Origin of the sequence: Streptomyces sp. NBC_00523 (assembly GCF_036346615.1) — a bacterium.
Taxonomy (GTDB): domain Bacteria; phylum Actinomycetota; class Actinomycetes; order Streptomycetales; family Streptomycetaceae; genus Streptomyces.
Genome location: NZ_CP107836.1, coordinates 40,977 through 61,496 on the forward strand (window position 1 = coordinate 40,977; position 20,520 = coordinate 61,496).

General features: G+C 71.8%; 19 protein-coding genes and 6 pseudogenes. 9 read left to right on the forward strand and 16 right to left on the reverse strand.

The features are described from left to right. Positions 1–98 precede the first annotated feature (98 nt). Positions 99–368 (forward strand): Thoeris anti-defense Tad2 family protein, encoded by a 270-nt coding sequence (locus OHS17_RS00220; protein WP_330315116.1) that lies wholly within the window; start codon positions 99–101, stop codon positions 366–368. A 63-nt stretch (positions 369–431) separates the two neighbouring features. Here the strand turns inward: OHS17_RS00220 and OHS17_RS00225 are convergent. Next, positions 432–744: pseudogene (locus OHS17_RS00225) on the reverse strand (SDR family NAD(P)-dependent oxidoreductase); the annotation flags it as partial. Between the two features lie 50 nt (positions 745–794). On the opposite strand from OHS17_RS00225, the pseudogene OHS17_RS00230 reads away from it, so the two are divergent. Both OHS17_RS00230 and OHS17_RS00235 read left to right on the forward strand, forming a co-directional pair. After that, a pseudogene (locus tag OHS17_RS00230) lies at positions 795–1,455 on the forward strand (LysR substrate-binding domain-containing protein); the annotation flags it as partial. A 3-nt stretch (positions 1,456–1,458) separates the two neighbouring features. After that, a pseudogene (locus OHS17_RS00235) lies at positions 1,459–1,608 on the forward strand (phosphopentomutase); the annotation flags it as partial. A gap of 64 nt (positions 1,609–1,672) precedes the next feature. Here OHS17_RS00235 and OHS17_RS00240 read toward each other — a convergent pair. From OHS17_RS00240 to OHS17_RS00265, 6 genes and pseudogenes are all read right to left on the reverse strand, one after another. Beyond that, positions 1,673–2,845, reverse strand: a complete 1,173-nt coding sequence (locus OHS17_RS00240; RefSeq protein ID WP_330310479.1) for a PP2C family protein-serine/threonine phosphatase — start codon at positions 2,843–2,845, stop codon at positions 1,673–1,675. Positions 2,846–2,855: 10 nt separating this feature from the next. Then, positions 2,856–3,267, reverse strand: a pseudogene (locus tag OHS17_RS00245) (endonuclease/exonuclease/phosphatase family protein); the annotation flags it as partial. Positions 3,268–3,292: 25 nt separating this feature from the next. Then, positions 3,293–4,297 carry a YdcF family protein gene (locus OHS17_RS00250; RefSeq protein ID WP_330310480.1) on the reverse strand — a complete coding sequence of 335 codons (1,005 nt, stop codon included), beginning with the start codon at positions 4,295–4,297 and terminating at the stop codon, positions 3,293–3,295. Positions 4,298–4,412: 115 nt separating this feature from the next. Then, a complete protein-coding gene (locus OHS17_RS00255) occupies positions 4,413–4,817 on the reverse strand; it encodes a RidA family protein (RefSeq protein ID WP_161207518.1) in 405 nt (134 codons plus the stop codon). Next, a complete protein-coding gene (locus OHS17_RS00260) occupies positions 4,814–5,941 on the reverse strand; it encodes a mandelate racemase/muconate lactonizing enzyme family protein (protein ID WP_164625103.1) in 1,128 nt (375 codons plus the stop codon). The genes OHS17_RS00255 and OHS17_RS00260 overlap by 4 nt, the downstream gene beginning before the upstream one ends. Positions 5,942–5,970: 29 nt before the next feature. Further along, complete coding sequence (locus OHS17_RS00265; protein ID WP_330310481.1) at positions 5,971–6,765, reverse strand: creatininase family protein; 795 nt, start codon at positions 6,763–6,765, stop codon at positions 5,971–5,973. Positions 6,766–6,806: 41 nt separating this feature from the next. Between OHS17_RS00265 and OHS17_RS00270 the strand changes: the two genes are divergently transcribed. After that, complete coding sequence (locus OHS17_RS00270; RefSeq protein WP_239079210.1) at positions 6,807–7,763, forward strand: ROK family protein; 957 nt, start codon at positions 6,807–6,809, stop codon at positions 7,761–7,763. A gap of 8 nt (positions 7,764–7,771) precedes the next feature. Here OHS17_RS00270 and OHS17_RS00275 read toward each other — a convergent pair whose 3' ends face one another. From OHS17_RS00275 to OHS17_RS00295, 5 genes are read right to left on the reverse strand one after another with little or no spacing between them, the layout of a single operon-like run. Then, positions 7,772–8,590 carry an ATP-binding cassette domain-containing protein gene (locus OHS17_RS00275; RefSeq protein ID WP_330310482.1) on the reverse strand — a complete coding sequence of 273 codons (819 nt, stop codon included), beginning with the start codon at positions 8,588–8,590 and terminating at the stop codon, positions 7,772–7,774. Next, entirely contained in the window at positions 8,587–9,414 is an 828-nt protein-coding gene (locus OHS17_RS00280; RefSeq protein WP_330310483.1) for an ABC transporter ATP-binding protein, read from the reverse strand. Before OHS17_RS00280 ends, OHS17_RS00275 begins: the two co-directional genes overlap by 4 nt. Beyond that, complete coding sequence (locus tag OHS17_RS00285) at positions 9,411–10,322, reverse strand: ABC transporter permease (protein WP_330310484.1); 912 nt, start codon at positions 10,320–10,322, stop codon at positions 9,411–9,413. The genes OHS17_RS00280 and OHS17_RS00285 overlap by 4 nt, the downstream gene beginning before the upstream one ends. Further along, the gene (locus tag OHS17_RS00290) at positions 10,319–11,299 is read right to left on the reverse strand and encodes an ABC transporter permease (RefSeq protein WP_330310485.1); all 981 of its coding nucleotides are present in this window, start codon (positions 11,297–11,299) and stop codon (positions 10,319–10,321) included. The genes OHS17_RS00285 and OHS17_RS00290 overlap by 4 nt, the downstream gene beginning before the upstream one ends. Then, entirely contained in the window at positions 11,299–12,873 is a 1,575-nt protein-coding gene (locus OHS17_RS00295; protein WP_330310486.1) for an ABC transporter substrate-binding protein, read from the reverse strand. Before OHS17_RS00295 ends, OHS17_RS00290 begins: the two co-directional genes overlap by 1 nt. 54 nt (positions 12,874–12,927) lie before the next feature. Here OHS17_RS00295 and OHS17_RS00300 point away from each other — a divergent pair, with 54 nt between their 5' ends. The 3 genes from OHS17_RS00300 to OHS17_RS00310 all read left to right on the forward strand — a co-directional run bounded on the left by OHS17_RS00300 (position 12,928) and on the right by OHS17_RS00310 (position 17,446). Continuing rightward, a complete protein-coding gene (locus tag OHS17_RS00300) occupies positions 12,928–13,833 on the forward strand; it encodes an IclR family transcriptional regulator (RefSeq protein ID WP_330310487.1) in 906 nt (301 codons plus the stop codon). A gap of 110 nt (positions 13,834–13,943) precedes the next feature. Then, a complete protein-coding gene (locus OHS17_RS00305; protein WP_443053276.1) occupies positions 13,944–14,975 on the forward strand; it encodes a serine hydrolase domain-containing protein in 1,032 nt (343 codons plus the stop codon). Between the two features lie 488 nt (positions 14,976–15,463). After that, a complete protein-coding gene (locus tag OHS17_RS00310) occupies positions 15,464–17,446 on the forward strand; it encodes a discoidin domain-containing protein (RefSeq protein WP_330310488.1) in 1,983 nt (660 codons plus the stop codon). A 164-nt stretch (positions 17,447–17,610) separates the two neighbouring features. Here the strand turns inward: OHS17_RS00310 and OHS17_RS33805 are convergent. Next, positions 17,611–17,802, reverse strand: a pseudogene (locus OHS17_RS33805) (InlB B-repeat-containing protein); the annotation flags it as partial. A 36-nt stretch (positions 17,803–17,838) separates the two neighbouring features. On the opposite strand from OHS17_RS33805, the pseudogene OHS17_RS00320 reads away from it, so the two are divergent. After that, a pseudogene (locus OHS17_RS00320) lies at positions 17,839–18,081 on the forward strand (transposase family protein); the annotation flags it as partial. Between the two features lie 57 nt (positions 18,082–18,138). Here the strand turns inward: OHS17_RS00320 and OHS17_RS00325 are convergent. After that, the gene (locus OHS17_RS00325; protein WP_330310489.1) at positions 18,139–18,609 is read right to left on the reverse strand and encodes a hypothetical protein; all 471 of its coding nucleotides are present in this window, start codon (positions 18,607–18,609) and stop codon (positions 18,139–18,141) included. Positions 18,610–18,750: 141 nt separating this feature from the next. Between OHS17_RS00325 and OHS17_RS00330 the strand changes: the two genes are divergently transcribed. Further along, on the forward strand, positions 18,751–19,053 hold the full coding sequence (locus tag OHS17_RS00330; protein WP_330310490.1) for a hypothetical protein: 303 nt from the start codon (positions 18,751–18,753) through the stop codon (positions 19,051–19,053). Here OHS17_RS00330 and OHS17_RS00335 read toward each other — a convergent pair. Together OHS17_RS00335 and OHS17_RS00340 are read right to left on the reverse strand one after the other, a co-directional pair. Continuing rightward, entirely contained in the window at positions 18,953–19,531 is a 579-nt protein-coding gene (locus OHS17_RS00335; protein WP_330310491.1) for a hypothetical protein, read from the reverse strand. The genes OHS17_RS00330 and OHS17_RS00335 overlap by 101 nt on opposite strands. Before the next feature lie 206 nt (positions 19,532–19,737). After that, positions 19,738–20,130 (reverse strand): hypothetical protein, encoded by a 393-nt coding sequence (locus tag OHS17_RS00340; RefSeq protein WP_330310492.1) that lies wholly within the window; start codon positions 20,128–20,130, stop codon positions 19,738–19,740. Between the last annotated feature and the right edge of the window lie 390 nt (positions 20,131–20,520).

Below are 20,520 nucleotides of genomic sequence, written 5' to 3' on the forward strand. Positions count from 1 at the left end.
CGACGGCGGCCCGGCGCCTTCTATCCCTCGATGTCCCGCGCTGTCAACTCCTCTTCCCCGTCGCGGAGTCGGCGCCCTAGGCTCGGACCGTGACGCACATGAGCTGGTCGGAGCTGCTGCAGCTGGGTACGGCCGACCCCACCTTGACCTTCGCCCGCCAGAAGTGGACCCAGCCGGGAAAGTTCGTCTGGGTGGCCCCCCGGGAGACCGTCACGGCGCCGACGGGAGCGCGGTACCCGCTCTGCGTCACGGTGTACTTCAAGGACGCCGACAACATCGTCAAGCCCTACCAGCCGAGCATGGACGGGATGACGGAGGCCGACGACTGGTACGTCGGCGTCTCGGGCCGGCCACCCGAAGAACGGTGAACGGGTACGCGCCCATCCGGCGGCGCGAACCGGAAACGTGTCACCAGGGGACCTCTCCCTCGTCGTCGAAGCAGCCGCCCGTACCCGATTCACGTCGACGGTCGTGGGCTCCTGAGGTCCGCCCCCGGTGATGCCCGCGTTGTTGACGAGCGCGTCGAGGCGGTGCGCTCCTCGATCAGCCGGGCCGCCGCGGCCACGCTCGCGTCGTCGGTCACGTCCAGCGGCACGCCGAACGCGTCGGCCCCGCCCGCGCGTGCTCGTCCACGGCGGCCTCGCGCCGCTCGTCGTCCCGCGCGCCGACGCCGACCGACCAGCCGAGCGCGCCGAGCCCGGCGGCGATCTCGTACCCGATGCCCTTGTCGCCGCCGGTCACCAGCGCGACCTTGGGGTGGTCTCGGTGTTCGTCTCAGTCATGTCATCGATCCTTCTCCGGCGATCAGCGGGCTTGAGCGACGTCTGGGCGCCGTGCTGCTGGAGCGCGGCAGCCGGGGGGTTGCCCTGACCGGTGCGGGGGCGGTGCTGCTCCAGGAGGCCCGCTTCGCGCTGGACGCCGTGGAGGCCGCCGAACGGCGCACCCGCCGGGCCGCCCTCGCCTCGGACGGGCGACCCGCCGTGGTCCTGGCCGCCAAGACGGGGCGTCCAGCGAGCTGCTGGCGAAGCTCCTCGATGCCTACGCCGCCGAGCCCGGTGCCGTCGCCGTGGACGTCCTGCTGTGCAGGCCGGGCGAACAGGCACTGGTGCTGCGTACGGGCCAGGCTGACGAGGCCCTGCTGCACCGGCCCTTCGACGACACGACCGGCTTCGACACCGAGGACCTGTACACCGGGAGCCAGGTCGTGGCCATCCCGGCCGGTTACCCGCTCAGCACCCGCTCCCCACTGCGGCTCGCCGAGGTCAGCGGCCTTCCCGACCTCCCTCTGCCCCGCTGGCCGCGTCCCGACGGTTGCCTTCTCCGACGGTTGCCTTCCCCGACGGCCCCGGGCCGCAGGTGCGCGACCACACGCAGCTCAGCCAGCTCATCGCCCTCGGCCGCGCCTGCGCGGTCGTACCGGAGTCGGGACGCAGCGGCCTCGCAGCCGTGCCGGTCTCCGTGGTCGCCAACATCCAGGAGACGGACCTGGCCGGGCACCAGCAGGACACTGAACGCTACGGACGCCTCCTGGAACAGGCGGACGCGGGCCCGGCCGCGCTCGTCGCCCTGCTCGACGCACCGGGCGACCGCCTCATCGTGACCGGCGAGGCGCGGCGCCACAGCCCGCGAGCCCGGCATGATCCAAAGGAAAGGCCCTAGATGTGTCGTGGTTTCATCTCGGGCGGGTCGGGCCGTACCAGTCCAGGCACAGGACGGTGGCGTCGTCCTGGACATGGCCGTCGCAGGCTTCGGTGACCGCGGTGACCATGGCGCGCACGGCCTCTCGGGGGTGCTCGCCGGCGGTGTCGCGGAGAAGGCGGGGCAGGTCGACGGCTGTCGCCTGGCGTTCCTGCATGCCGTCTGTGTAGAGGAGGATGCGGTCTCCAGGGCGCAGGTCGAGGTCCTGTACCTGATAAGCGCCCTGCGGAGAGACACCGAAGGGGAGATTGATGTTCAGGCGGATCTCCTCGACCTCGCCGTCGCGCAATCGCAGCGGCCAGACGTGGCCGGCGTTGACCAGCTCGGCGCTGGTGCCGTCCAGGGCGATGCGCAGGAGCTGACCGGTGGCGAAGGTCCGGCGGCCGTGGTCGAGGAGCGCCCGGTGCGTCTGGCGGGCCTGTTCGGCCAGGTCCAGGCCCGCGCGGCGGGCGCCACGGGAGGCGTTGACCACCAGGGTGGCCATGAGCGAGGCGTCGACGTCGTGGCCCATGGCGTCGGTGATCGACAGGTGCAGGGTGTGCCCATCGAGGCTGTAGTCGTAGGTGTCACCGGCGATGTCGGAGGCCGGCACCAGGGCCCCGGCGAGAGTGAACTCGGGTGCCTCGCAGGAGGGCGCCGAGGGAAGGAGCTGGCGCTGGATCTCCGCGGCCAGGGTGACCGAGGCGGTGCGGTTGCCCCAGTGATAGAGGTCGGTGAAGCGGCGGTCGGTGACAATGACATACGCCAGTGCGTGCGCGACCTCCGCGACCTGCTCCAGCACGTCCTCCGAGGCGTCGGCGAGATAGAGCTCCAGCACGCCGATGGCGTCCCCTCGGTTGGTGACCGGGGCGAGCACCCGTCTGCCCTCTCCGCCATCGAGCGCCATGACCGGCTTCTGGGTGCGCAGGACATCGTCGTACACACTGCCCGCCAAGAGCACCTGGTCGGCGCCGTGCTCTCGTGCCGTCGTCCTCTCCTCATGGACGCGCAGCAGTCGCCGGCCCACGACGTCGACGAACAGAAACGACACATGCCGCGCTCCGAACCGCTCGCGCAGAATCTGCGCCACGACGTCGAGGGAGCGCACCGGCGCGGCAGCCTCGGCCGCGGCGAGCACCTCTGCCAGTCCGATCCGATCCCGCTCCACAACAGCCTCCCTAGTTCTGGGACCCTCCTTCCTTCCCCGTGTGGCCCGAGGCATGACTCAGATCGACCTGCACCAGATCGTGGTCCGACCACGGGGTGAGATGCACCCGTTGCTCCAGCGGCGCGAAGCCGCGAAGGGCCCACATCACGGTGAGTTCGGAGGCGGCCGGCATCGCGTTGAAGTCACCGAGGACGATCGTGCGGTCGTAGCGGGCGACCGCCTCGGCCAGCACGCGGGTCTGCGCCGCGCGGACCGGGGCCTGCCTCCGCTCGGCCAAGTGCGTGTTGAACGCCCTGACGCGCACCCCGCTACGAGGGTCGTGACGGCCATGTACCCGCGGTCCTCAGAGCCGCCGTCGGGGTACTCCCCCCCATCACAAGGTCGGTCATCGGGGCGGCCGAGACGTCCGCGACAGCGCCCCCGCAAGCCACCGCACGCCGGTTTCGATCACCCCAGCCACCAGATGAAGACGCCGCTGAGCAGGACGAGCAGGAAGAGAACGGCGTTGGTGCGACGGTAGGCGACCAAGAGGGCCACGAACTCGCGGATCATGGCGCTCGGCCAGAAGTACGCGGCGGTCGGGGCGCCGATCACATGGCCCCGGACGCCGGCGCGGCGGGCGATGATCGCGGCGCGGAAGACGTGGTAGTTGTTCGTGACGATCACGCACCGGTAGTCCGGATTCGCCTGCTCCATCAGGGTTTTGCTGAACGTCAGGTTCTCGTCCGTGGTGGTCGAGCGGTCCTCGCGTTCGATCAGATCGGCGGGGAAGCCCTGGGTGACCAGGTAGTCGGCCATCGCGTGGGACTCCGGCAGCTTTTCGTCGGGTCCCTGCCCTCCCGAGGTGAGCAGGACCGGGCGCCGGCCCTTCCGCGACAGCCTGGAGTGTTCCTTTCGGGCCCGGTCGAGACGGCCGGCCAGCAGCGGGGGCACGGTGGTGCCGCCGATGAGGCCCGAGCCGAGGACCACCACGTAGTCCGCCCGGCGCCGGATGCGCAGACGCCCGTAAAGGGCCCCGTAGACGAGGAAGCAGAGGAACAGGAAGGCGATGTATCCGGCGAGCGCCACCGCCGTCGCCGCCACCACCAGAAGGGTGTGGGTGTGCAGCACCAGCGAGGTGATCAGCAGCGCGAGCAGGGCTACCAGGGCGATGCCGGCCCCCAGGGACAGCAGGTTCGCCGGGCTCCTGCCCTCTTTGCGGACCATGGTGATTCCGTTGGCGATGAGGAACCACGCAAGCGTGACGACGCCCACGCCCGCGAGGGTCAGGAGCACGACGACGAGATCGTGGCCCAACTGGGCTCGCTCGGAAGCCACATGCAGGAGGAGCCCGATCACCGCGAGGACGGTGGACAGGCCCAGCAGAACCGCGTTGCTCATGCGGCGGCGGTCTCGCACCACACCGACACAGAACAGGAGGAAGCAGACGAACGACGGTACAAGGGCCACCATGTGCCGATCCTACGAGGCGTGGCGTGGTCCCGGGCCGGACGGGTCGGCCCCTCGCTGCGGGCCAGGGCCGGCTCGTCCTCGGACGGGCCGGCCCTGACGCGTAACCCGGCCCCGGTCAGGAAGCGCGGCGCAGCGCCACCACGTCGATCTCCACGAGGATGCCCATCAACTGGGAGCCGACCGTGGTGCGCACCGGCCTCGGCTCGTTGAAGTGCTCCCGGTACACGCGGTCGAAGCCGGCGAAGTCGCGGTGCACGTCCTGGAGGTGGACCGTTGCCTTGACCACGTCGTCGAGCGTGAGCCCGTCGGCGGCGAGCAGGGCACTCACGTTGGCCAGGACCTGGCGGGTCTGCTCCTCGATGGTGTCGCCCAGTGCGCCGGTGGCCGGGTCCTGCGGGCCGAAGCCCGAGGTGAACAGGTACGGGCCCGCGGCGATGCCCTGGCTGTAGCCGCCGATCGGTGCCGGTGCTCCGGCCGTGGTGACGGCACGGCGCGGGGTGAGGGGGCTGTCGGCGGTCACTTGGTGAGGTCTCCTTCCGCGGCGTTGACCCCCGCGTAGTGGCGGAGCTTGTCCTCGTCGACGGTGACCCCGAGACCCGGTCCGTCCGGGACCCGCAGGCTGCCGCCGGACAGCGTGAGCGGCTCGATGATGTCGTCCGCGTGCAGGTAGTACATGGAGTCGATGGCGCGCGACAGCACCGGGGTGCTGGCGACGACCGCGAGGTGGGCCGCCGTGGCGATGCCCAGTTCGCCGCCGCTGTGCAGGTTCATGCCCAGGCCGAACGTCTCGCAGTGCGCGGCGAGCGCCTTCGTGGCGGAGATGCCGCCCCACTTGTAGACGTCACCGTGGATCACGTCGACGGCGTTCAGCCGCATCGCGGGTGCGAAGTCCTCGAACCGGACCACGCACATGTTGGTGCACAGCGGGATGCGTACCTTCTGGCGGACCTGGCTCATCCCCTCGATCCCGACGCAGGGGTCCTCCAGGTACTCCAGGTCCAGTTCCTCCAGGGCGATACCGGCTCGGATCGAGTCCGGCACCGACCAGGCGGCATTCGGGTCGACGCGCAGGTCGATCTCGGGCAGCGCGGCGCGCACGGCCCGCAGGATCGCGACGTCGCCCTGGACGTCCTTGGTGCCCTTGAGCTTCACGGCCGTGAAGCCGCCCTCGGCGACCACGCGCTCGGTGTGCTCGGCAAGGGCGCGCGGCAGGTCCTCCGCACCGGCTCCGGGGGCGTCGGCGCGTGTGATCAGGGCGGTCAGCGGCACCTGGTCGCGCACCGGGCCGCCGAGCAGGTCGGTGACCGACTGCCCGGTGGCCTTGCCCATGGCGTCCCAGCAGGCGACGTCGATCGCGGCGAGCGCCGCGTATCCCAGGTAGCCGTAGAAGAACGGCACCATGTGGTGGCGGCGGTGGAAAGCCTCCAGGGCGAACGGGCTGGTACCGATCAGGTCCTCGGCGAGGTCGCGGACGATCGCGGCGACCGGTCGGCCCCACATCGTCTCGCCCCAGCCCTCGACGCCGGAGTCGGTCTTGATGCGCACCACGGTGCGCGTCTCCCCGGTCTTCGTCTCGAAGGAGCTGGTGAACGGGTTGACGAGGGGCAGGTTGACGACGTGGACGTCGACCTCGGTGATCTTCATGTGTACTTCCTTGTGTGAGGTGGTGGGGGTCACGCCAGGGGGCGCGACGCGGCGTCGAAGGCGAGTACGGCGCGGGCCAGGCCGCGGGCGCGCCGGTCGAGCAGGCGCTCTCCGTGCACGGCGTCGGCACCGGCCGCGTCGTCGGTGGCGCCGCCCACCCGCTCCCACTCGCCGTGCCGCTCCACGGTCAGTCCGGGGTAGGGCGGCTTGTCGAAGAGGGGCGGGGGCTCGACCGGCGCGTGCCCGGCCCGCTCGTCCCGTACCAGCTCCGGCTGCGCAGCCAGCATCAGCGACGTCTCGAACCAGCCGGCGTGTCCGGGCACCAGGCCGTCCGGTTCCACCGCGTCGGCGGGCTCACCGGTGTCGGTGAGCGTCCAGTACGAGCACGCGGCCGCCGTCACGTCGGCGCGCAGCGCGAACCGCTTGACCGCGAGCCGCATGATCTCGTCGTTGCCCCCGTGACCGTTGACGACGAGGACCCGGCGGTAGCCGCAGGCGGCCAGCGAGTCGAGGAGCTCGTCGAGCACCATGCCGAGCACCGGCGCCGACAGGGTGAGCGCCGCCGCGAACAGATGGTGCGGGCTGTGTCCGTACGGCAGGGTCGGCAGGCGTACAAGGGCGGGCACAGCCTCCCCGGTGGCGGCGCGCTCGTCGAGCAGGGCCAGGGCGCGGGAGACCACGGCGTCGGCGAGCATCGTGTCGGTGCCCATCGGCAGGTGCTCGGCGTGCTGCTCCTGGGAGCCGATCGGCAGGACGGCGATCGCCTCGGGCGCCGCCGCCCGTGTCTCGCGCCAGGTGGTCTCGGTGAGATTGCGGTGGGTCATGCCGCTGTCTCCCCGGTCCGGGGGCATGACAGAGTCGGCGCATGGCGCATGAACGTATTCCTTTGCGGTTGGTTCCCGACCTGCGGCCGGACGAGCCGGCCGGCCGGGACGGCGGTGTGCTGGGCGCCGTCGAGGTGCTGCCCGGTCTGGTGCGTGCCGCGCTGCTCACCCGCGCCGGAGCCGTGCGCGCGCGGACGGAGGCCCGCTTCGACCCGGCCGGCTCGGACCCGTCCCTGGTGGACGCGGCGCTGCGCGAGGCCGCTGCGGTCTTCGACGGGCAGTCCCTGCTCGGGGTGGGCGTGGCGGCGGCCGGTGTGGTGGACCCCGTGGCGGGCCGGATCATCGAGGTGAACGACGCCCCGGCGCTGCGCGGCCACCCGGTGGCCGACCGGCTCGCTGACCTGTCGGGCGCACCGGTGCGGGTCGAGCACCGGGCGCGTGTGCAGGTGCTCGGTGACCGCTGGTTCGGTGCGGGGCGCGGCCGGCGCTCGTTCGCCTCCGTCGCGACCGGCGACGTCCTCGGCGTGGGCATCCTCTACGAAGGGGAGGTGCTCGCCCCGGCCGGCGGCCGCAGCGGTGCCCACATGACGGTCACCGCGAGCGGTGAGTTCTGTACCTGCGGACGGCGTGGCTGCTGGAAGACCGTGGCGACGACCCGGTGGCTGCGTGAGCGCGCCGCCGAGCACGGCTTCTCGCAGGGCGAGGCCACGCTGGCGGCCCTGGTGGCGTCCGACGCGCCGGCCGCCGCCCGTCTTGTCGACCGGTACGCGGAGAACCTGGTGCTGGGCCTGGCCACCGTCCAGCAGCTGTTCGCGTGCGGCCTGTTCGTGCTGCACGGCGAGGCCCTGGACGGCGGCGAGCCGTTCCGGGCCCTGGTCGAGTCGCGGCTGCGCGCCGACGCGCTCGGCGGCGGCGAGCTGCCCACCGTGGTCCTGGGCGAGGCCGCGGACACCGGCACGCTGCTGGGGGCGGCGGGGCTGGTGCTGTCGGGGAGCTAGGGCCACCCTCACGCGCCGACGCCTCCCAGGATCCGGCGGCCGGCTTCGGGGACGGGTACGGCGTCCAGGAGGCGCCGGGTGTAGGCGTCCTCGGGCGAGGTGAACACCTGGTCCGCGGTGCCGGACTCGACGATGCGGCCCTGTCGCATCACGGCCACCCGGTCAGCGATCTGCCGCACCACGGCCAGGTTGTGCGAGATGAAGAAGTAGGTCAGGCCGAGGCGTTCCTGGAGATCGGCGAGCAGGTCGAGTACGCGGGCCTGGACGGACACGTCGAGCGCGCTCGTCGGCTCGTCCAGCACGACCAGGCGCGGTTCCAGCGCGAGGGCCCGGGCGATGGAGATGCGCTGGCGCTGCCCGCCGGAGAACTCGTGCGGATACCGGTCGAGGATGCCGGCGTCCAGGCCGACGGCGTCGAGGAGTTCCCCGGCCCGGTCGCGTACCTTCGCCCGGCCGCGCCGCCCGCGTGCCCACTCCTCGTGGGTGACCAGGGGCTCCCCGACGATGTCGGCGATCCGGAGTCGCGGGTTCATGCTGGAGTACGGGTCCTGGAGCACGACCTGCATCTGCCGGCGCAGTGGCCTCAGCGCCGCCCCCTTCACGGCGAGGAGGTCCGTGCCGTCGAACCGTACGGTGCCGGCGGTGGGTTCGAGCAGCCGCAGCAGCAGCCGGGTGAGCGTCGTCTTGCCGCAGCCGGACTCGCCGACCAGGGCGTAGGTCTCGCCTTCCCGGACGGTGAGCGAGACGTCGTCGACGGCGACGCTCGGCGGCCGGCCGGGGAACTCCTTGCGCAGTCCTTCGATCTCCAGCAGCGGGGTCGTGGTCATGCGACGGGCTCCAGTCGGGGGGTGGCGGCCAGCAGCTCGCGTGTGTACGGGGCGGCGGGGCGCGTGAAGACCTGTTCGACGTCGCCGGTCTCGACGACCTCGCCGTGCCGCATGACGACGACGCGGTCGGCGGTCTCGGCGACGACGCCCAGGTCGTGGGTGATGAGCAGCACGGCCATGCCGTGGCGCCGCTGGAGCCGTACGAGCAGCTCCAGGATCTGTCGCTGCACCGTCACGTCGAGCGCCGTGGTGGGCTCGTCCGCGATGAGGACGCGGGGGCGGGCGACGAGCGCGGAGGCGATCATGACGCGTTGGCGCAGACCGCCGGAGAGCTCGTGCGGGTACTGGCGGTAGCGCCGCTCGGGGTCGGGGATGCCGACCTCGTCCAGCGCGGTCAGCGCGGCCCGGCGGGCCTCGGCGCGGGTGTGGTCGCCGTGCAGCCGCAGCACCTCGGACACCTGGTCCCCCACCCGTTGCAGGGGGTCGAGGCTGGTCATCGGGTCCTGGAAGACCATGGATATCCGGGAGCCGCGGATCTTGCGGAGTTCCTTCTCGCGCAGGGCGAGTACGTCCCGGCCGTCGAGGAGCACCTGGCCGCCCGCGTACACGCACGGAGGTTCCGGGTTCAGGCGCATCGCGGACAGGGCGGTGGCGGACTTGCCGCTGCCGGACTCGCCGACGACGGCGAGCGTCTCGCCGGCGGCGACCGAGAGGTTCACTCCGCGTACGGCGTGCACGGTGGAGGAGGCGAGCGCGAAGTCGACGCGGAGGTCCCGGAATTCGAGGACGGGCTCGGCGGGCGGGGTCTGTGCGGAGTCGGTCATCGGCGGTACGCCTTCGGGTCCGCGACGTCGCGCAGCGCGTCGCCCAGGATGTTGATGGAGAGCGAGGTGAGCATCAGGGCGATGCCGGGGAAGACGGCGATCCACCAGGACGTGCCGAGGTAGAGCTGTCCGTCGGCGAGCATGCCGCCCCAGGTCACCGTCTCCTTGGGGACGCCGAGGCCCAGGTAGCTGAGCGACGCCTCGGCGACGATGGCGGACGCGATGTGCAGCGTGCCGATGGTGGCCAGGGGTGCCATGACGTTGGGCAGCAGGTGGCGCCGCATGATGGCGAGGTCGCCGACGCCGATCGCGCGGGCCTCGGTGACGAAGTCGCGGGTGCGCAGCGACAGGACTTCGGAGCGCACCACCCGGGCGTACGACACCCAGCCGGTGACGCCGATCACGAGGATCACGTAGCCCAGGCCCGAGCCGACGAATCCGACGACGGCGAGCGCCAGCAGGATCGCGGGGAAGGCGAGCTGGACGTCGGCGAACCGCATCACGACCCGGTCGGTCCAGCCGCCGAGGTACCCGGAGGCGAGGCCGGCGAGGGTGCCGATCACACCGGCGAGCAGGGCCGCGCCCGCGCCGACGAGCAGGGAGACCCGGGTGCCGTAGACGACCCGGGAGAGCAGGTCGCGGCCGAGCTGGTCGGTGCCGAGCAGATGGGCGCTGTCGCCCCCGGACTGCCAGGCGGGCGGCTGGAGCCTGCCGAGGAGGTTCTGGGCGGCCGGGTCGGTGGGCGCGATCAGGGGTGCGAACAGCGCGCACACGACGATCAGCAGGAGGAAGACGAGCGCGACGGCGGCCAGCCGGTTGCGGAGCAGTGAGCGCAGCACGGAGGGCTGGGCGGAGACGGGAGCGGGGGCGGTGGAAGGGGCCGTGGGGGCGGGGGCGGTGGTGGTCATCGGGAGTTCCTCACCCTCGGGTCGAGGAGGCCGTAGGACAGGTCCACGAGCAGGTTCACCACGACGAAGGTGGCGGCGAACAGCAGCACGGTGCCCTGGACCAGGGGGAAGTCGCGGTTGGCGATGGCTTGGACGGTCAGCTGGCCGACGCCGGGCCAGGAGAAGACCTGCTCGGTGAGGATCGCGCCGCCGAGCAGGCTGCCGATCTCCAGCCCGACGACCGTCACCACGGGCAGCGACGCGTTGCGCAGTCCGTGCCGGAGCACGGTGCGTACCGGTCCCAGGCCGCGGGCGCGTGCCGTACGGATGTGGTCGGAGCCGAGCACGTCGATCAGTGAGGAGCGCAGCAGCCGTGCGACGACGGCGACGGAGTAGACGGCCAGGGTGACCGACGGCAGTACGAGGTGGGCGAAGGTGCCGTATCCGGAGGCGGGCAGCGCGTGCAGGCCGACGGCGAACACGAGGATGAGCAGGATGCCCACCCAGAAGGCGGGGGTCGACTGGCCGATCAGGACGGCCGTGATGACTCCGCGGTCGGCGGCCTTGCCGCGCCGCATCGCCGCGATGGTCCCGGCGGGCAGAGCGATCACCAGCGTCACCACGAGGGCGCCGGCCGCGAGCAGCAGCGTCGCGGGGATGCGGTCGGCCAGGACCGCGCGGACCGGCTGGTTGTAGAAGAGGGAGTTGCCGAAGTCGAAGCGCGGCAGGCCCCACAGGTAGTCCAGGTACTGCGTGAGCAGCGGCCGGTCCAGGCCCAGGCTGTGCCGCAGCACGGCCTCCTGCTGGGCGGTGGCGTCGGGGGGCAGCATCACCTTCACCGGGTCGCCGGACAGGCGTACCAGGAAGAACACGACGGTGGCGGTGCACAGCAGGACCAGGAGTGCGGTGCCGAGGCGGGAGACGGCGGGCCGCAGGACGGCCCAGGCGCGACTGGGCCCGGAGACCTGTACGCCGGGTGCGGTCAGGGTCTGGCTCATCACACGGCCACCTTCGCGCTCGCCATGTCCAGCACCCCTGCGGCGCCGGGCGTCCAGCTCGGCCGGGTGTTGTGCACGTAGATGTTGTCGATCTGGTAGAGGGGCACGAACGGCGCCTCGTCCTTGATGAGTTGCTGGAGTTCGGAGAAGGCGCGGCGGCGCACGTCCGGATCGACGGACAGTTCCTCGCGGTCCACGAGCTGGTCGGCGCGCTTGTGGTGCCAGCGGCTCTGCCGCCGGTCGCTGCGCACGTTCGACTGGAGCATGCTCTCGCCGTCCATGGTCCAGACGGTGGACGCGGCGAGATAGATGGGGCCGAGCGCGCCGTGGTTGGAGGAGGTGAGGCGCTGGGAGTACGTGCCCGGGTCGAGCAGGTTCACCCTGGCCCGGACACCGGCGCGGGCCAGCAGGCCGGCGATGGCCTCGGCCACGTTGGCGTCCAGGTTGGAGGCGGTGATCGAGGTGCTGATGCCGTCGGGGTGTCCAGCCTCGGCCAGCAGTGCGCGGGCCTTGGTGAGCGAACGCTCGAAGGGCTTCACGGACGCGTCGAAACCGAAGGCGCCGCGCGGGATCATCGCCGGGACCTCGGTGGCCTTCCCGCCGAGCACGGCCTTGATGAGCAGGGGCACGTCGATGGCGTGGTTGAGCGCCTGCCGTACGCGCCGGTCACGCAGCGGTCCCTCGGTGAGGGTGTCGAGCGACAGATACGAGGTGCGGATGCCGGTGTGGTGGCCGATCTCCACGCCCGGGTAGCCGGCCAGTTGCTGCGCCGCGTCGGGGGTCATGCCCGCCACGATGTCGACGCCCCCGCTCTGCAGCGCGGCCAGCGCGGAGGAGGAGTTGGGGGCGGGTACGAAGACGAGCTCGTCGACGTGCGGGCGGCCCTGCCAGTGGTGGTCGTAGGCGGCGAGGCGCAGTTCGTGGTCGCGCTGCCAGCGCCGGAACGTGAACGGGCCGGTGCCCACCGGGTGCGCGGCGAAGCCCTCGTCGCCGACCTTCGCGAGGTAGCGCGGGGGTACGACGACGCCGCCGAACAGGGACAGCTTCGCGGGAAGGATCGGGTCGTGCACCGAGGTGCGGACATCGACCGTGTACGGGTCGACCACCTTGACGCCTTCGACGTAACGCAGTTCCACGATGGGCGACTTCGTCGCGGGGTCGAGCAGCCGCTCGATGCTGAAGCGAACGGCCTCGGCGTCGCACGGCTCCCCGTTGTGGAAGGTGACGCCCCGGCGCAGCTCGAACCGCCACGCCTTGGGCTCAACGGCCTTCCAGGACAGGGCGATCCGCGGCTGGAGCGAGTTGTCGCGGCCCCGCGTGGTGAGCGTGTCGAACATGTTGATCAGGGCGTTCATCGACGTCATGTCGCCCTGCTTGTGCGGGTCCATCGTCTTCGGGTCCCCGGTCTGGGAGACCCGCAGCACATTGCCGGCCGAGGCCGCCGAGGGGGCTCCGCACCCGGTCAGCAGGGCGGGAGCGGCGAGAGCGGGCACCGCGAGGCCACTCAGGCGCAGCACCGAACGGCGGGAGAACCCGAGTCCCGGGCCGCCTCCCCCTTCACGTATTCGTTCCATTGGACAACACACTCGTTCCGGTGAATGGAATGCAGTTCGGGTAAGGTAGGCCACATGGGGAAACCGGTCAACAGTCGTTCGCAGAAGCAGACCTCCGCCGCGCTGCCCGTCGGCGCCTCCGGAGCGGATATCGCACCGCCCGCCCCCGGCCCGGTGGACAAGGCGATGGAAGTCCTGACGGCCCTCGCCGAGGCGGGCGCCCCGCATCGCCTCGCGGACCTCGCCCGGAGTACGGGACTGGCCAAACCGACCGTGCACCGACTGCTCCGCGCGCTCGCCGCGTCGGGCTACGCCGAGCCGGGCCCAGGGGGCAGCTACCGGCCGGGACCCCGGCTCCTCGGCCTGGCCGCGGGTGTGCTCGCCGACGACGCCGCGCTGCGCAGGGTCGGGCCGGTTCTGGACGAACTCCGCGTGCGCACCGGGCTGTTCGCTTCGTACGTGGTCCGCGACGACCGCACCGTCATCCATCTGGACGTCCGCGCTCCGGCGCAGGACTTCGGCCTCGGCCTGAGCCCCGGCTTCCGCGAACCGCTCACCTCGGGGGCAGCGGGCCTCGCCCTGCTCGCCGACCTGCCGGCCGCGGAGCGCGAACCGCTGTCCGCCGGCCCCGACGGTGCGCCCGCCGACGAGGTGACCCGCGCGGTCCTGTCCGCGGCGGCCCGGGACGGCTACGCCTTCGACGGCTCCGACGCCTGGCTCGACCGCCGTGCGCTCGCCGCCCCGGTGCGCGATGCGACCGGCCGCGCGGTGGGGGCCCTCGTGCTCACCGGTCTCGCCTTCACGCTCGACGAGGCGGCGGCGCGGCTTTACGGGCCGGTGGTGCGGTCGGCCGCCGCCGCGGTCTCGGCGGGCCTGGCCGCGCAGCCCGGCGCACGGCTCGGTCTGGTGCCGGGCCACGACCGCGATACGGATCGCGGCGCGGGGACCGCCGGAAGCGGCGGGGCGGAGGAGTCCCGGTGAGCGCGGACAGGAACTCGGCGACGCCCGCCGGGGCGCGAGGGACCGCCTCCGGCCCGAACGGCCCGACGCCCGCCGACGCGCGGGGGGCTGCCCCCGGCCCGAGCGGCGCGGTGCCCCCCGAGGCCCGGGCGGCCGCCCGGCGCCGGCTGCTGGAGGACGGACGGGCGCGCGGTCTCTACTCTGGTGCCGCCTGGTCGCTCGGCGGCACGGAGGGGCCGTGGGACCGCGGCTGGACGGGCACCCGCGCGCAAGGGGGACCCCCGCTGGACGGCAACGATCTGTGGGACCTCGCATCCGTGACCAAACCGCTGGCGGGCCTGGTCGTCATGGCACTGGTCGACCGGGGCGAGCTCCGCCTCGGCGACACCGTCGGACAGCATCTGGCCCGCTACGCGGACAGCCCGCACGCCCCCCGTACGATCGCCCAACTCCTCGACCACACCTCGGGGCTGCCGGGCGGGGTACCGCTCTACCGCGACCACCCGACCCGTGAGTCCCTGCTGACGGCGCTCGGCTCACTGCCGCGCACCGCCGCGCCCGGCACCCGGGTCACGTACTCGTCCCAGGGGTTCATCCTGCTCGGCCTCATCGCCGAACAGGTCACGGGCCGGAGCCTGGACGAGCTGATGAGCGAGCTCGTGTGCGCACCTCTCGGCCTCACCGACACCTGCTTCCGGCCGGCGCCCGCCCAGCGGGGGCGTGCGGTGGCCACGGAAGCCTGCCCCTGGCGTGGCCGGACCGTCGTCGGCGAGGTGCACGACGAGAACGCGGTGGTACTCGGCGGCGTCGCCGGACACGCGGGGCTCTTCTCCACGCTCGCGGACCTGGAACGCCTCGCGCTCGCTCTCCTGGGCGGCGGCCCCCCGCTGCTGGAGCCGGACACCCTCACGCTGATGACCACTCCGCGCACGGACCACCTCAACCTGCGCCGCGCCCTGGCCTGGCAGGGGCAGGACTCGACCGGTTCCCCGGTGGGCGACACCTTCGGCCCGGCTTCGTACGGTCACACGGGATTCACCGGCACGAGCCTGTGGCTCGACCCTGCGGCCGGGCGCTACGCGGTCCTGCTCACCAACCGCGTCCATCCCAGCCGCGTGGAGCGTGGATTCACCGAGCTGAGGCGGGAGTTCCACACCCTCTGATCACGAAACGCGACGGGGGCCCGCACGCCGAGCGAGCTGTACGAGGTCGCGGGCCCCGTGCCCGTGGTGCTCGTCGGTCACTCCATGGGAGCCCGGCGGCTCTCCGTGCGGCCGCCGATCCGCAGGTGAGGGGCATGATCGCACTGGCCCTCCGGTGCCCGCCGGGCGAGTCCGCCTCCCATCCCGGAGGTCGCACAGTGATCGCCCTCCACGACGAGAGCGACCGCATCACCCGGGCCGGCGATACCTGGTCCTACCTCACCCGCGCGCAGGCCGCCGGAGCGGCGCCCAGTCGGGGCGAAGGGCGTCCCCGGAGCGGTCGGCCGCCCCACACGCACAGAAGCTCTGTTTTTTTCATCTCTATGACGACCTCTTGCGAGGACGTGTTCACGTCAATACAGTTCCCGGCGAGAAGTTGCAGCGCTGCCGGCGGCTCGTTCGCGACCCCCCGGGGCGCCGTAGTGGAGAACTGATCGAAGGAGCTCTCGGTGGGATTCACGCGGCGCACGTTCTTGCAAGCGGCGACGGCGGCGGGACTGACAGGAGTCATCGCGGGCGGGGAGGCCGCACTCGCGGACGCCTCGTTCGCGGCCAGCGGCCCGGGGGACGTGGTGGGCAAGGTGACCGTGGGGTACCAGGGCTGGTTCGCCTGCAAGGGCGACGGCGCCCCGATCGACGGCTGGTGGCACTGGGCGCGGAACTGGGGAGAGACCCCCTCCGCGTCCAACCACGCCATCGTCGCCTGGCCCGATGTCCGTGAGTACCCGGCCACGTACCGGACCGCCTTCGCCAACCTCGGCAACGGGCAGCCGGCCTCGTTGTTCTCGTCCTACGACCAGTCCACCGTCGACACCCACTTCCGGTGGATGAAGCAGTACGGCATCGACGCGGCGGCCCTCCAGCGGTTCAACCCGACCGGCGGCGAAGGGCCGACGCGCGACGCGATGGCGAGCAAGGTACGCGCCGCCGCCGAGGCCGAGGGCGTCAAGTTCTACATCATGTACGACGTGTCCGACTGGACGTCCATGCAGACGGCCATCAAGGCCGACTGGACCCTCAAGATGCGTGCACACACCGCGTCTTCTGCCTATGCCCGGCAGAACGGCAAACCGGTGGTGTGTATCTGGGGCTTCGGCTTCAACGACGCCCAGCGGCCGTTCACCCCGGAAGCCTGTCTGGACGTGCTGAACTGGTTCAAGGCCCAGGGCTGCTACGTCATCGGAGGGGTCCCGACATGGTGGCGAACGGGCGACCGGGACTCCCGGCCGGGCTTCAGCGGCGTCTACCACGCCTTCGACATGCTCTCGCCGTGGCTGGTCGGCCGGATCGGCAACGCCGGCGACGCCGACAACTTCTACAACGCCGCGACCGTGCCCGACCTCGCCGAGTGCGCCGCGCACGGCATCGACTACCAGCCGTGTGTCCTGCCCGGCGGGGTCACCGAACGCCAGCGCGCTCATGGTGACTTCATGTGGCGGCAGTTCTACAACATGGGCCGGGCCCAGGTGTCCAGCGTCTACATCTCCATGTTCGACGAGTACAACGAGGGCAACCAGATCGCAAAGACCGCGGAGTCCCGGGACTGGGTACCGGCCGGGTCGGGCTTCCTCGCGCTCGACGAGGACGGCACGGCCTGCTCGTCCGACTACTACCTCCGGCTGACCGGCGACGGCGGCCGCATGCTCAAGGGCCAGTTCCCCGTCACCGCCACCCGGCCGACCCCGCCGCTCGTCGGTGGCAACGACAACCAGCCGCCGACCGCCCCCGGTAATCCGCGCGCCACCACCGTCACCGACACCACCGTCGCGCTGGCCTGGACCGCCTCGACGGACGACTCCGGTGTGACGGGGTACCGTGTGCGCCGGATCACCGGTGACACGGTCACCCCCGTGGGCACCGCTCCGGGGAACACCACCACGTACACGGTGAGCGGCCTCTCCCCGTCGACCTCGTACACCTTCGACGTCCAGGCGCTCGACTCCACAGGCTCCGTGTCCGCGGCCTCGGCCCGGGTCACCGTCACCACGGCGGCCGGCGGCGGCACCCCCACCGGCGACCTGGCGCTGCGCCGGCCGGTCTCCGAAAGCAGTCACACCCAGACCTACGGCGCGGGCAACGCCGTGGACGGCGATCCGGGCACGTACTGGGAGAGCGCCAACCACGCCTTCCCCCAGTGGCTCCAGGTGGACCTGGGCGCTGCCACAGGCGTCCGTCGCATCGTTCTCGCCCTGCCGCCGTCCACCAACTGGGGCGCGCGCACGCAGACCGTCACCGTCCAGGGCAGCACCGACGGCGCCTCCTTCTCCATGCTGCGCGGCAGCACGGACTGCTCCTTCGACCCGCTCACCGGGAACACCGCCACTCTGACCCTCCCCGCCTCCACGACCACCCGCCATCTGCGGCTCGTCTTCACCGCCAACACGGGCTGGCCGGCGGGCCAACTCGCGCAGCTCCAGGTGTACGGCACCTGACTCCGGAAGCGGCCGGCGGCCCGGGCCCCTGCAACGCCCGTGGGGGCAGTCGGCCCGGCAGCGCGGCGACACGGTGCGCCCGGCCCCCGCGCACCAAGGGAGCAGCTGAACTCGGCGACGACCGGGTGATCCCCCGTCACCATGATGCTGACCGTGTTCCCGGTCTGCGGCAGTCTCCTGCCGCAGACTGTCCAGCCGGTGCGCCGCAACCCGCGCGCGGGACGAGCGGTGGCGGTCACCGTGTCGCCCTTCTCGTACGTGTCCGGCTCGGTCGCGTCACCGCTGATGGTCACGGTGCCTGCGCTCGCCGGCTCGGCGCTCGCCCTGGCCTTCCGCTGCACCACGTTGATCGCCATGATCCCGCACAGCTTCGCGGGACCGGTCGAGGTGCCGAGGCGGTGCGCGTCGCGCGGACCAAGGCGTTCGTGATCCTGGACGGCGCCCTGCTGCCGATCGACCGGATCGCCGCCGACGCCCCGCACGACTCGGGCAGACCCAAACGCCACGGCATGAACGTCCAGGTCCTCACCGATCCCTTCGGCCGCCTGCTGTGGGCCTCACCCGCGCTTCCCGGATCCACCCACGACCTGACCACCGCCCGCGCCCATGGCATCGTCGGCGCACTTCACGACGCCGGCCTCAATGAGCTGCGGAAATGGGCGCTCCGCTTGAGCACCGTTACTGAGCCATGATCACCCGGCGGGTGCCGCGCAGAGTTCGGAGACGATCGTGAATGACGTCGTCACCATCGGCACCGACATGGCCGGCGGCATCACCGCGTGCGCGGTGTGGCCGTGCATCAGACGGTTGCGGATCTTACGCCCGTCATCGAGGTACTCCGCCTGCCGGGCGGTCAGGATCCCGTCGGCCGCGCCCTGCTTGATGAGCTGGTACAGCGGCTTCTTGCCTGCGTCCGGGATCCGGTCGCGCAGCACGATCTCCACCGCGATCAGGGAGTGCATGACCGCCACAGTGGAGAACTCGTAGCAGTAGTAGGACTGGCGCAGCAGCTCGCGCGCCGTACGCAGGACCGTCGCCGCGGCCTCGGGCACGCCGTCGGGCACGACCAGGTCCTCCACGAGGTCGTGCATGTCGGCGTAGCAGGTGACGAAGTAGTGGGCCCGGTCATCCGGGACCGGGAAAGGCAGGCGCTGCGTGGTCATCTCCAAAGTCTCCCAGCGGCAAATCCCGGGCGGCAGCACCTTTCCCTGATCGTCGCGCAGCATGGCGAGAGGGAGACCCATCCGGGCTGCGGTTCGGGGGGGGGTCGTTGAGGCCGCCGTGTTCAGCAGGGCGGCCCGAAGATGAGGGAGCCGCCCATTCCCGAGAACACCGTCATCACGCCGCTCGCCCCGATGGAGCCGGCCGACATCGCCAACGCCTTCGCCTGCGTCCAGGCGTGGCACGCCAGGGACATCGACACCGCTGACGCGGTCGCCGCCGACATCGGCCCGGGGATTCTGTTTCGGCTGCTCCTGGACGTCGCCGCGCGCGTGTGTATCCCCGTCACCGCCGATGACGGCCATGACGGGGAGCCGTGTGTGCACTCCTTCCTCGCCGCCGCGCCCGGGCGGCGGCTGCTGGAGGCCGTGGGGCTCGCCGGGTGAGTTCGTCGCGTACGGCTACGTCGCCAGTGCGGGGCCCGGTCTGCTCCAGGGTGCCGAAACGCAGCGCTTGGAGGTCGTCGGCGCGGTCCGCGATCCGCAGTGCTTCGCGCAGTTCGGCTTCCCGGGCGGCGGCGAGCTCGGCCTGGGCGGCGTCGTCGCTGTCCGGGTCGTGGCCCGTGCCCGGCGCGACCGCGGCGAGGAGCTGGTCCAGGCGCTCCCACTCCGCGAGCTCCGCCCGGCCCCGAAGGTCGTCGGCCAGGTCCTCGTGGCGGGACGCCTGCCGGGCGTCGAAGCGGGCGTCATCGAGGGCCGCCGCGATGGCGCCGGCGCTCATACCCTTGGCCCGGCGCCGTACGACACGGCCGCCGATCCGGGCCGGGTCAACTGGCTCGCGGGGCGCGGCGACGCTCAGGGCGAGCGGTCGGCGGGTGCTCTCGCCGGGCGGCCAGAACCGGGTCATCTTCGGTCTCGCATTCATCGTGCGGATTCGGTGCGGGCCACCGCCAGAGCGCCGTGCGGCGGCCCGCAGATCTGTGCCGAAGCACCGTAGTTGTCACCAGCCGGGGCCAGTTGAGGTGCGAGAACGGGTTGCGCGAAGCAGTCTGAATGGCACCAGTGAGGGGAGTGACTTGTCACGTGCCCACGCTCGGCAGCACTTCTGTCACCGGGTGCGTGAGGGGTACCTCATTGGATCAGGTCGGTGTGCGGATGCTCGGGGGAGGTCGGGCAGACGTAGATCTGCATGTTGTCCGTGCTGCCCACCTCTACACCCGTCGGCTGAGAGGGATCCTGGCCTGCCCAGTGAGATCGCGCTGCCTGGGCCTGGTCCTCCTGCGGCACCCAGCCTCCATCGCCGCCCCACTCCCAGGAAGCGATCGTCAAGAGCGGGACCATCCGCGCCTCGCACACGGAGCAGTACCGGGGGTACGGGTCGGTGCGGCCCCACGGGGGCCACCCTCCGACCTTCCAGCCGGGTGCGTTTCCCAGGTGGGTGAAATAGAAGTCCAGCGGATACTCCGCGTAGGAACTGTCCACGTCGGCACCGGCCGCCTGCCACCTGGTCCAGTCCTCCAGCATCCGCTGGAGCTCCGGGCTCAGATCCAGGCTGTTGGGGTACTCAGTGGTCTCCTCCGGTGCCAGCAGGCATGGCTCCGGTACATAGCCCGGACAGTCCGCCTCGTACGGTTCCGGTGGTGCGGCGAGAACGTCACCGACTTCCGCGGCCGACCGCCAAACAGCGCGGTCGCCGGCTTGTAATCGGGTTCGTGCTCGTACGGGCACCAGAGAATCTGCAGCAGATCAGCCTGCCCGGGCGGCCTCAAAAGGGGTACGTCACGCAGGTACAGCTGCGCCACGGGCAACATCGGGGCCGGGGATTCGGCAGGCGCGGGAGAACTCGCGGCAAGCCGTTCGGCGAGCCGCGCGGCGTCCTGTTCCCTGAGTGCTTCCTCCTCGGGCGTGAGCATG

What these genes read in the sequence shown, in the direction of transcription:
- OHS17_RS00330 (WP_330310490.1), top strand. Translation starts at nt 18,751, where the DNA reads ATGAGGGAGCCGCCCATTCCCGAGAACACCGTCATCACGCCGCTCGCC.
- OHS17_RS00290 (WP_330310485.1), bottom strand. Translation starts at nt 11,299, where the DNA reads ATGAGCCAGACCCTGACCGCACCCGGCGTACAGGTCTCCGGGCCCAGT.
- OHS17_RS00340 (WP_330310492.1), bottom strand. Translation starts at nt 20,130, where the DNA reads ATGCTGGAGGACTGGACCAGGTGGCAGGCGGCCGGTGCCGACGTGGAC.
- OHS17_RS00270 (WP_239079210.1), top strand. Translation starts at nt 6,807, where the DNA reads ATGGCGCATGAACGTATTCCTTTGCGGTTGGTTCCCGACCTGCGGCCG.
- OHS17_RS00285 (WP_330310484.1), bottom strand. Translation starts at nt 10,322, where the DNA reads ATGACCACCACCGCCCCCGCCCCCACGGCCCCTTCCACCGCCCCCGCT.
- OHS17_RS00335 (WP_330310491.1), bottom strand. Translation starts at nt 19,531, where the DNA reads ATGAATGCGAGACCGAAGATGACCCGGTTCTGGCCGCCCGGCGAGAGC.
- OHS17_RS00250 (WP_330310480.1), bottom strand. Translation starts at nt 4,297, where the DNA reads ATGGTGGCCCTTGTACCGTCGTTCGTCTGCTTCCTCCTGTTCTGTGTC.
- OHS17_RS00265 (WP_330310481.1), bottom strand. Translation starts at nt 6,765, where the DNA reads ATGACCCACCGCAATCTCACCGAGACCACCTGGCGCGAGACACGGGCG.
- OHS17_RS00280 (WP_330310483.1), bottom strand. Translation starts at nt 9,414, where the DNA reads ATGACCGACTCCGCACAGACCCCGCCCGCCGAGCCCGTCCTCGAATTC.
- OHS17_RS00325 (WP_330310489.1), bottom strand. Translation starts at nt 18,609, where the DNA reads ATGACCACGCAGCGCCTGCCTTTCCCGGTCCCGGATGACCGGGCCCAC.
- OHS17_RS00260 (WP_164625103.1), bottom strand. Translation starts at nt 5,941, where the DNA reads ATGAAGATCACCGAGGTCGACGTCCACGTCGTCAACCTGCCCCTCGTC.
- OHS17_RS00300 (WP_330310487.1), top strand. Translation starts at nt 12,928, where the DNA reads ATGGGGAAACCGGTCAACAGTCGTTCGCAGAAGCAGACCTCCGCCGCG.
- OHS17_RS00220 (WP_330315116.1), top strand. Translation starts at nt 99, where the DNA reads ATGAGCTGGTCGGAGCTGCTGCAGCTGGGTACGGCCGACCCCACCTTG.
- OHS17_RS00275 (WP_330310482.1), bottom strand. Translation starts at nt 8,590, where the DNA reads ATGACCACGACCCCGCTGCTGGAGATCGAAGGACTGCGCAAGGAGTTC.
- OHS17_RS00295 (WP_330310486.1), bottom strand. Translation starts at nt 12,873, where the DNA reads ATGGAACGAATACGTGAAGGGGGAGGCGGCCCGGGACTCGGGTTCTCC.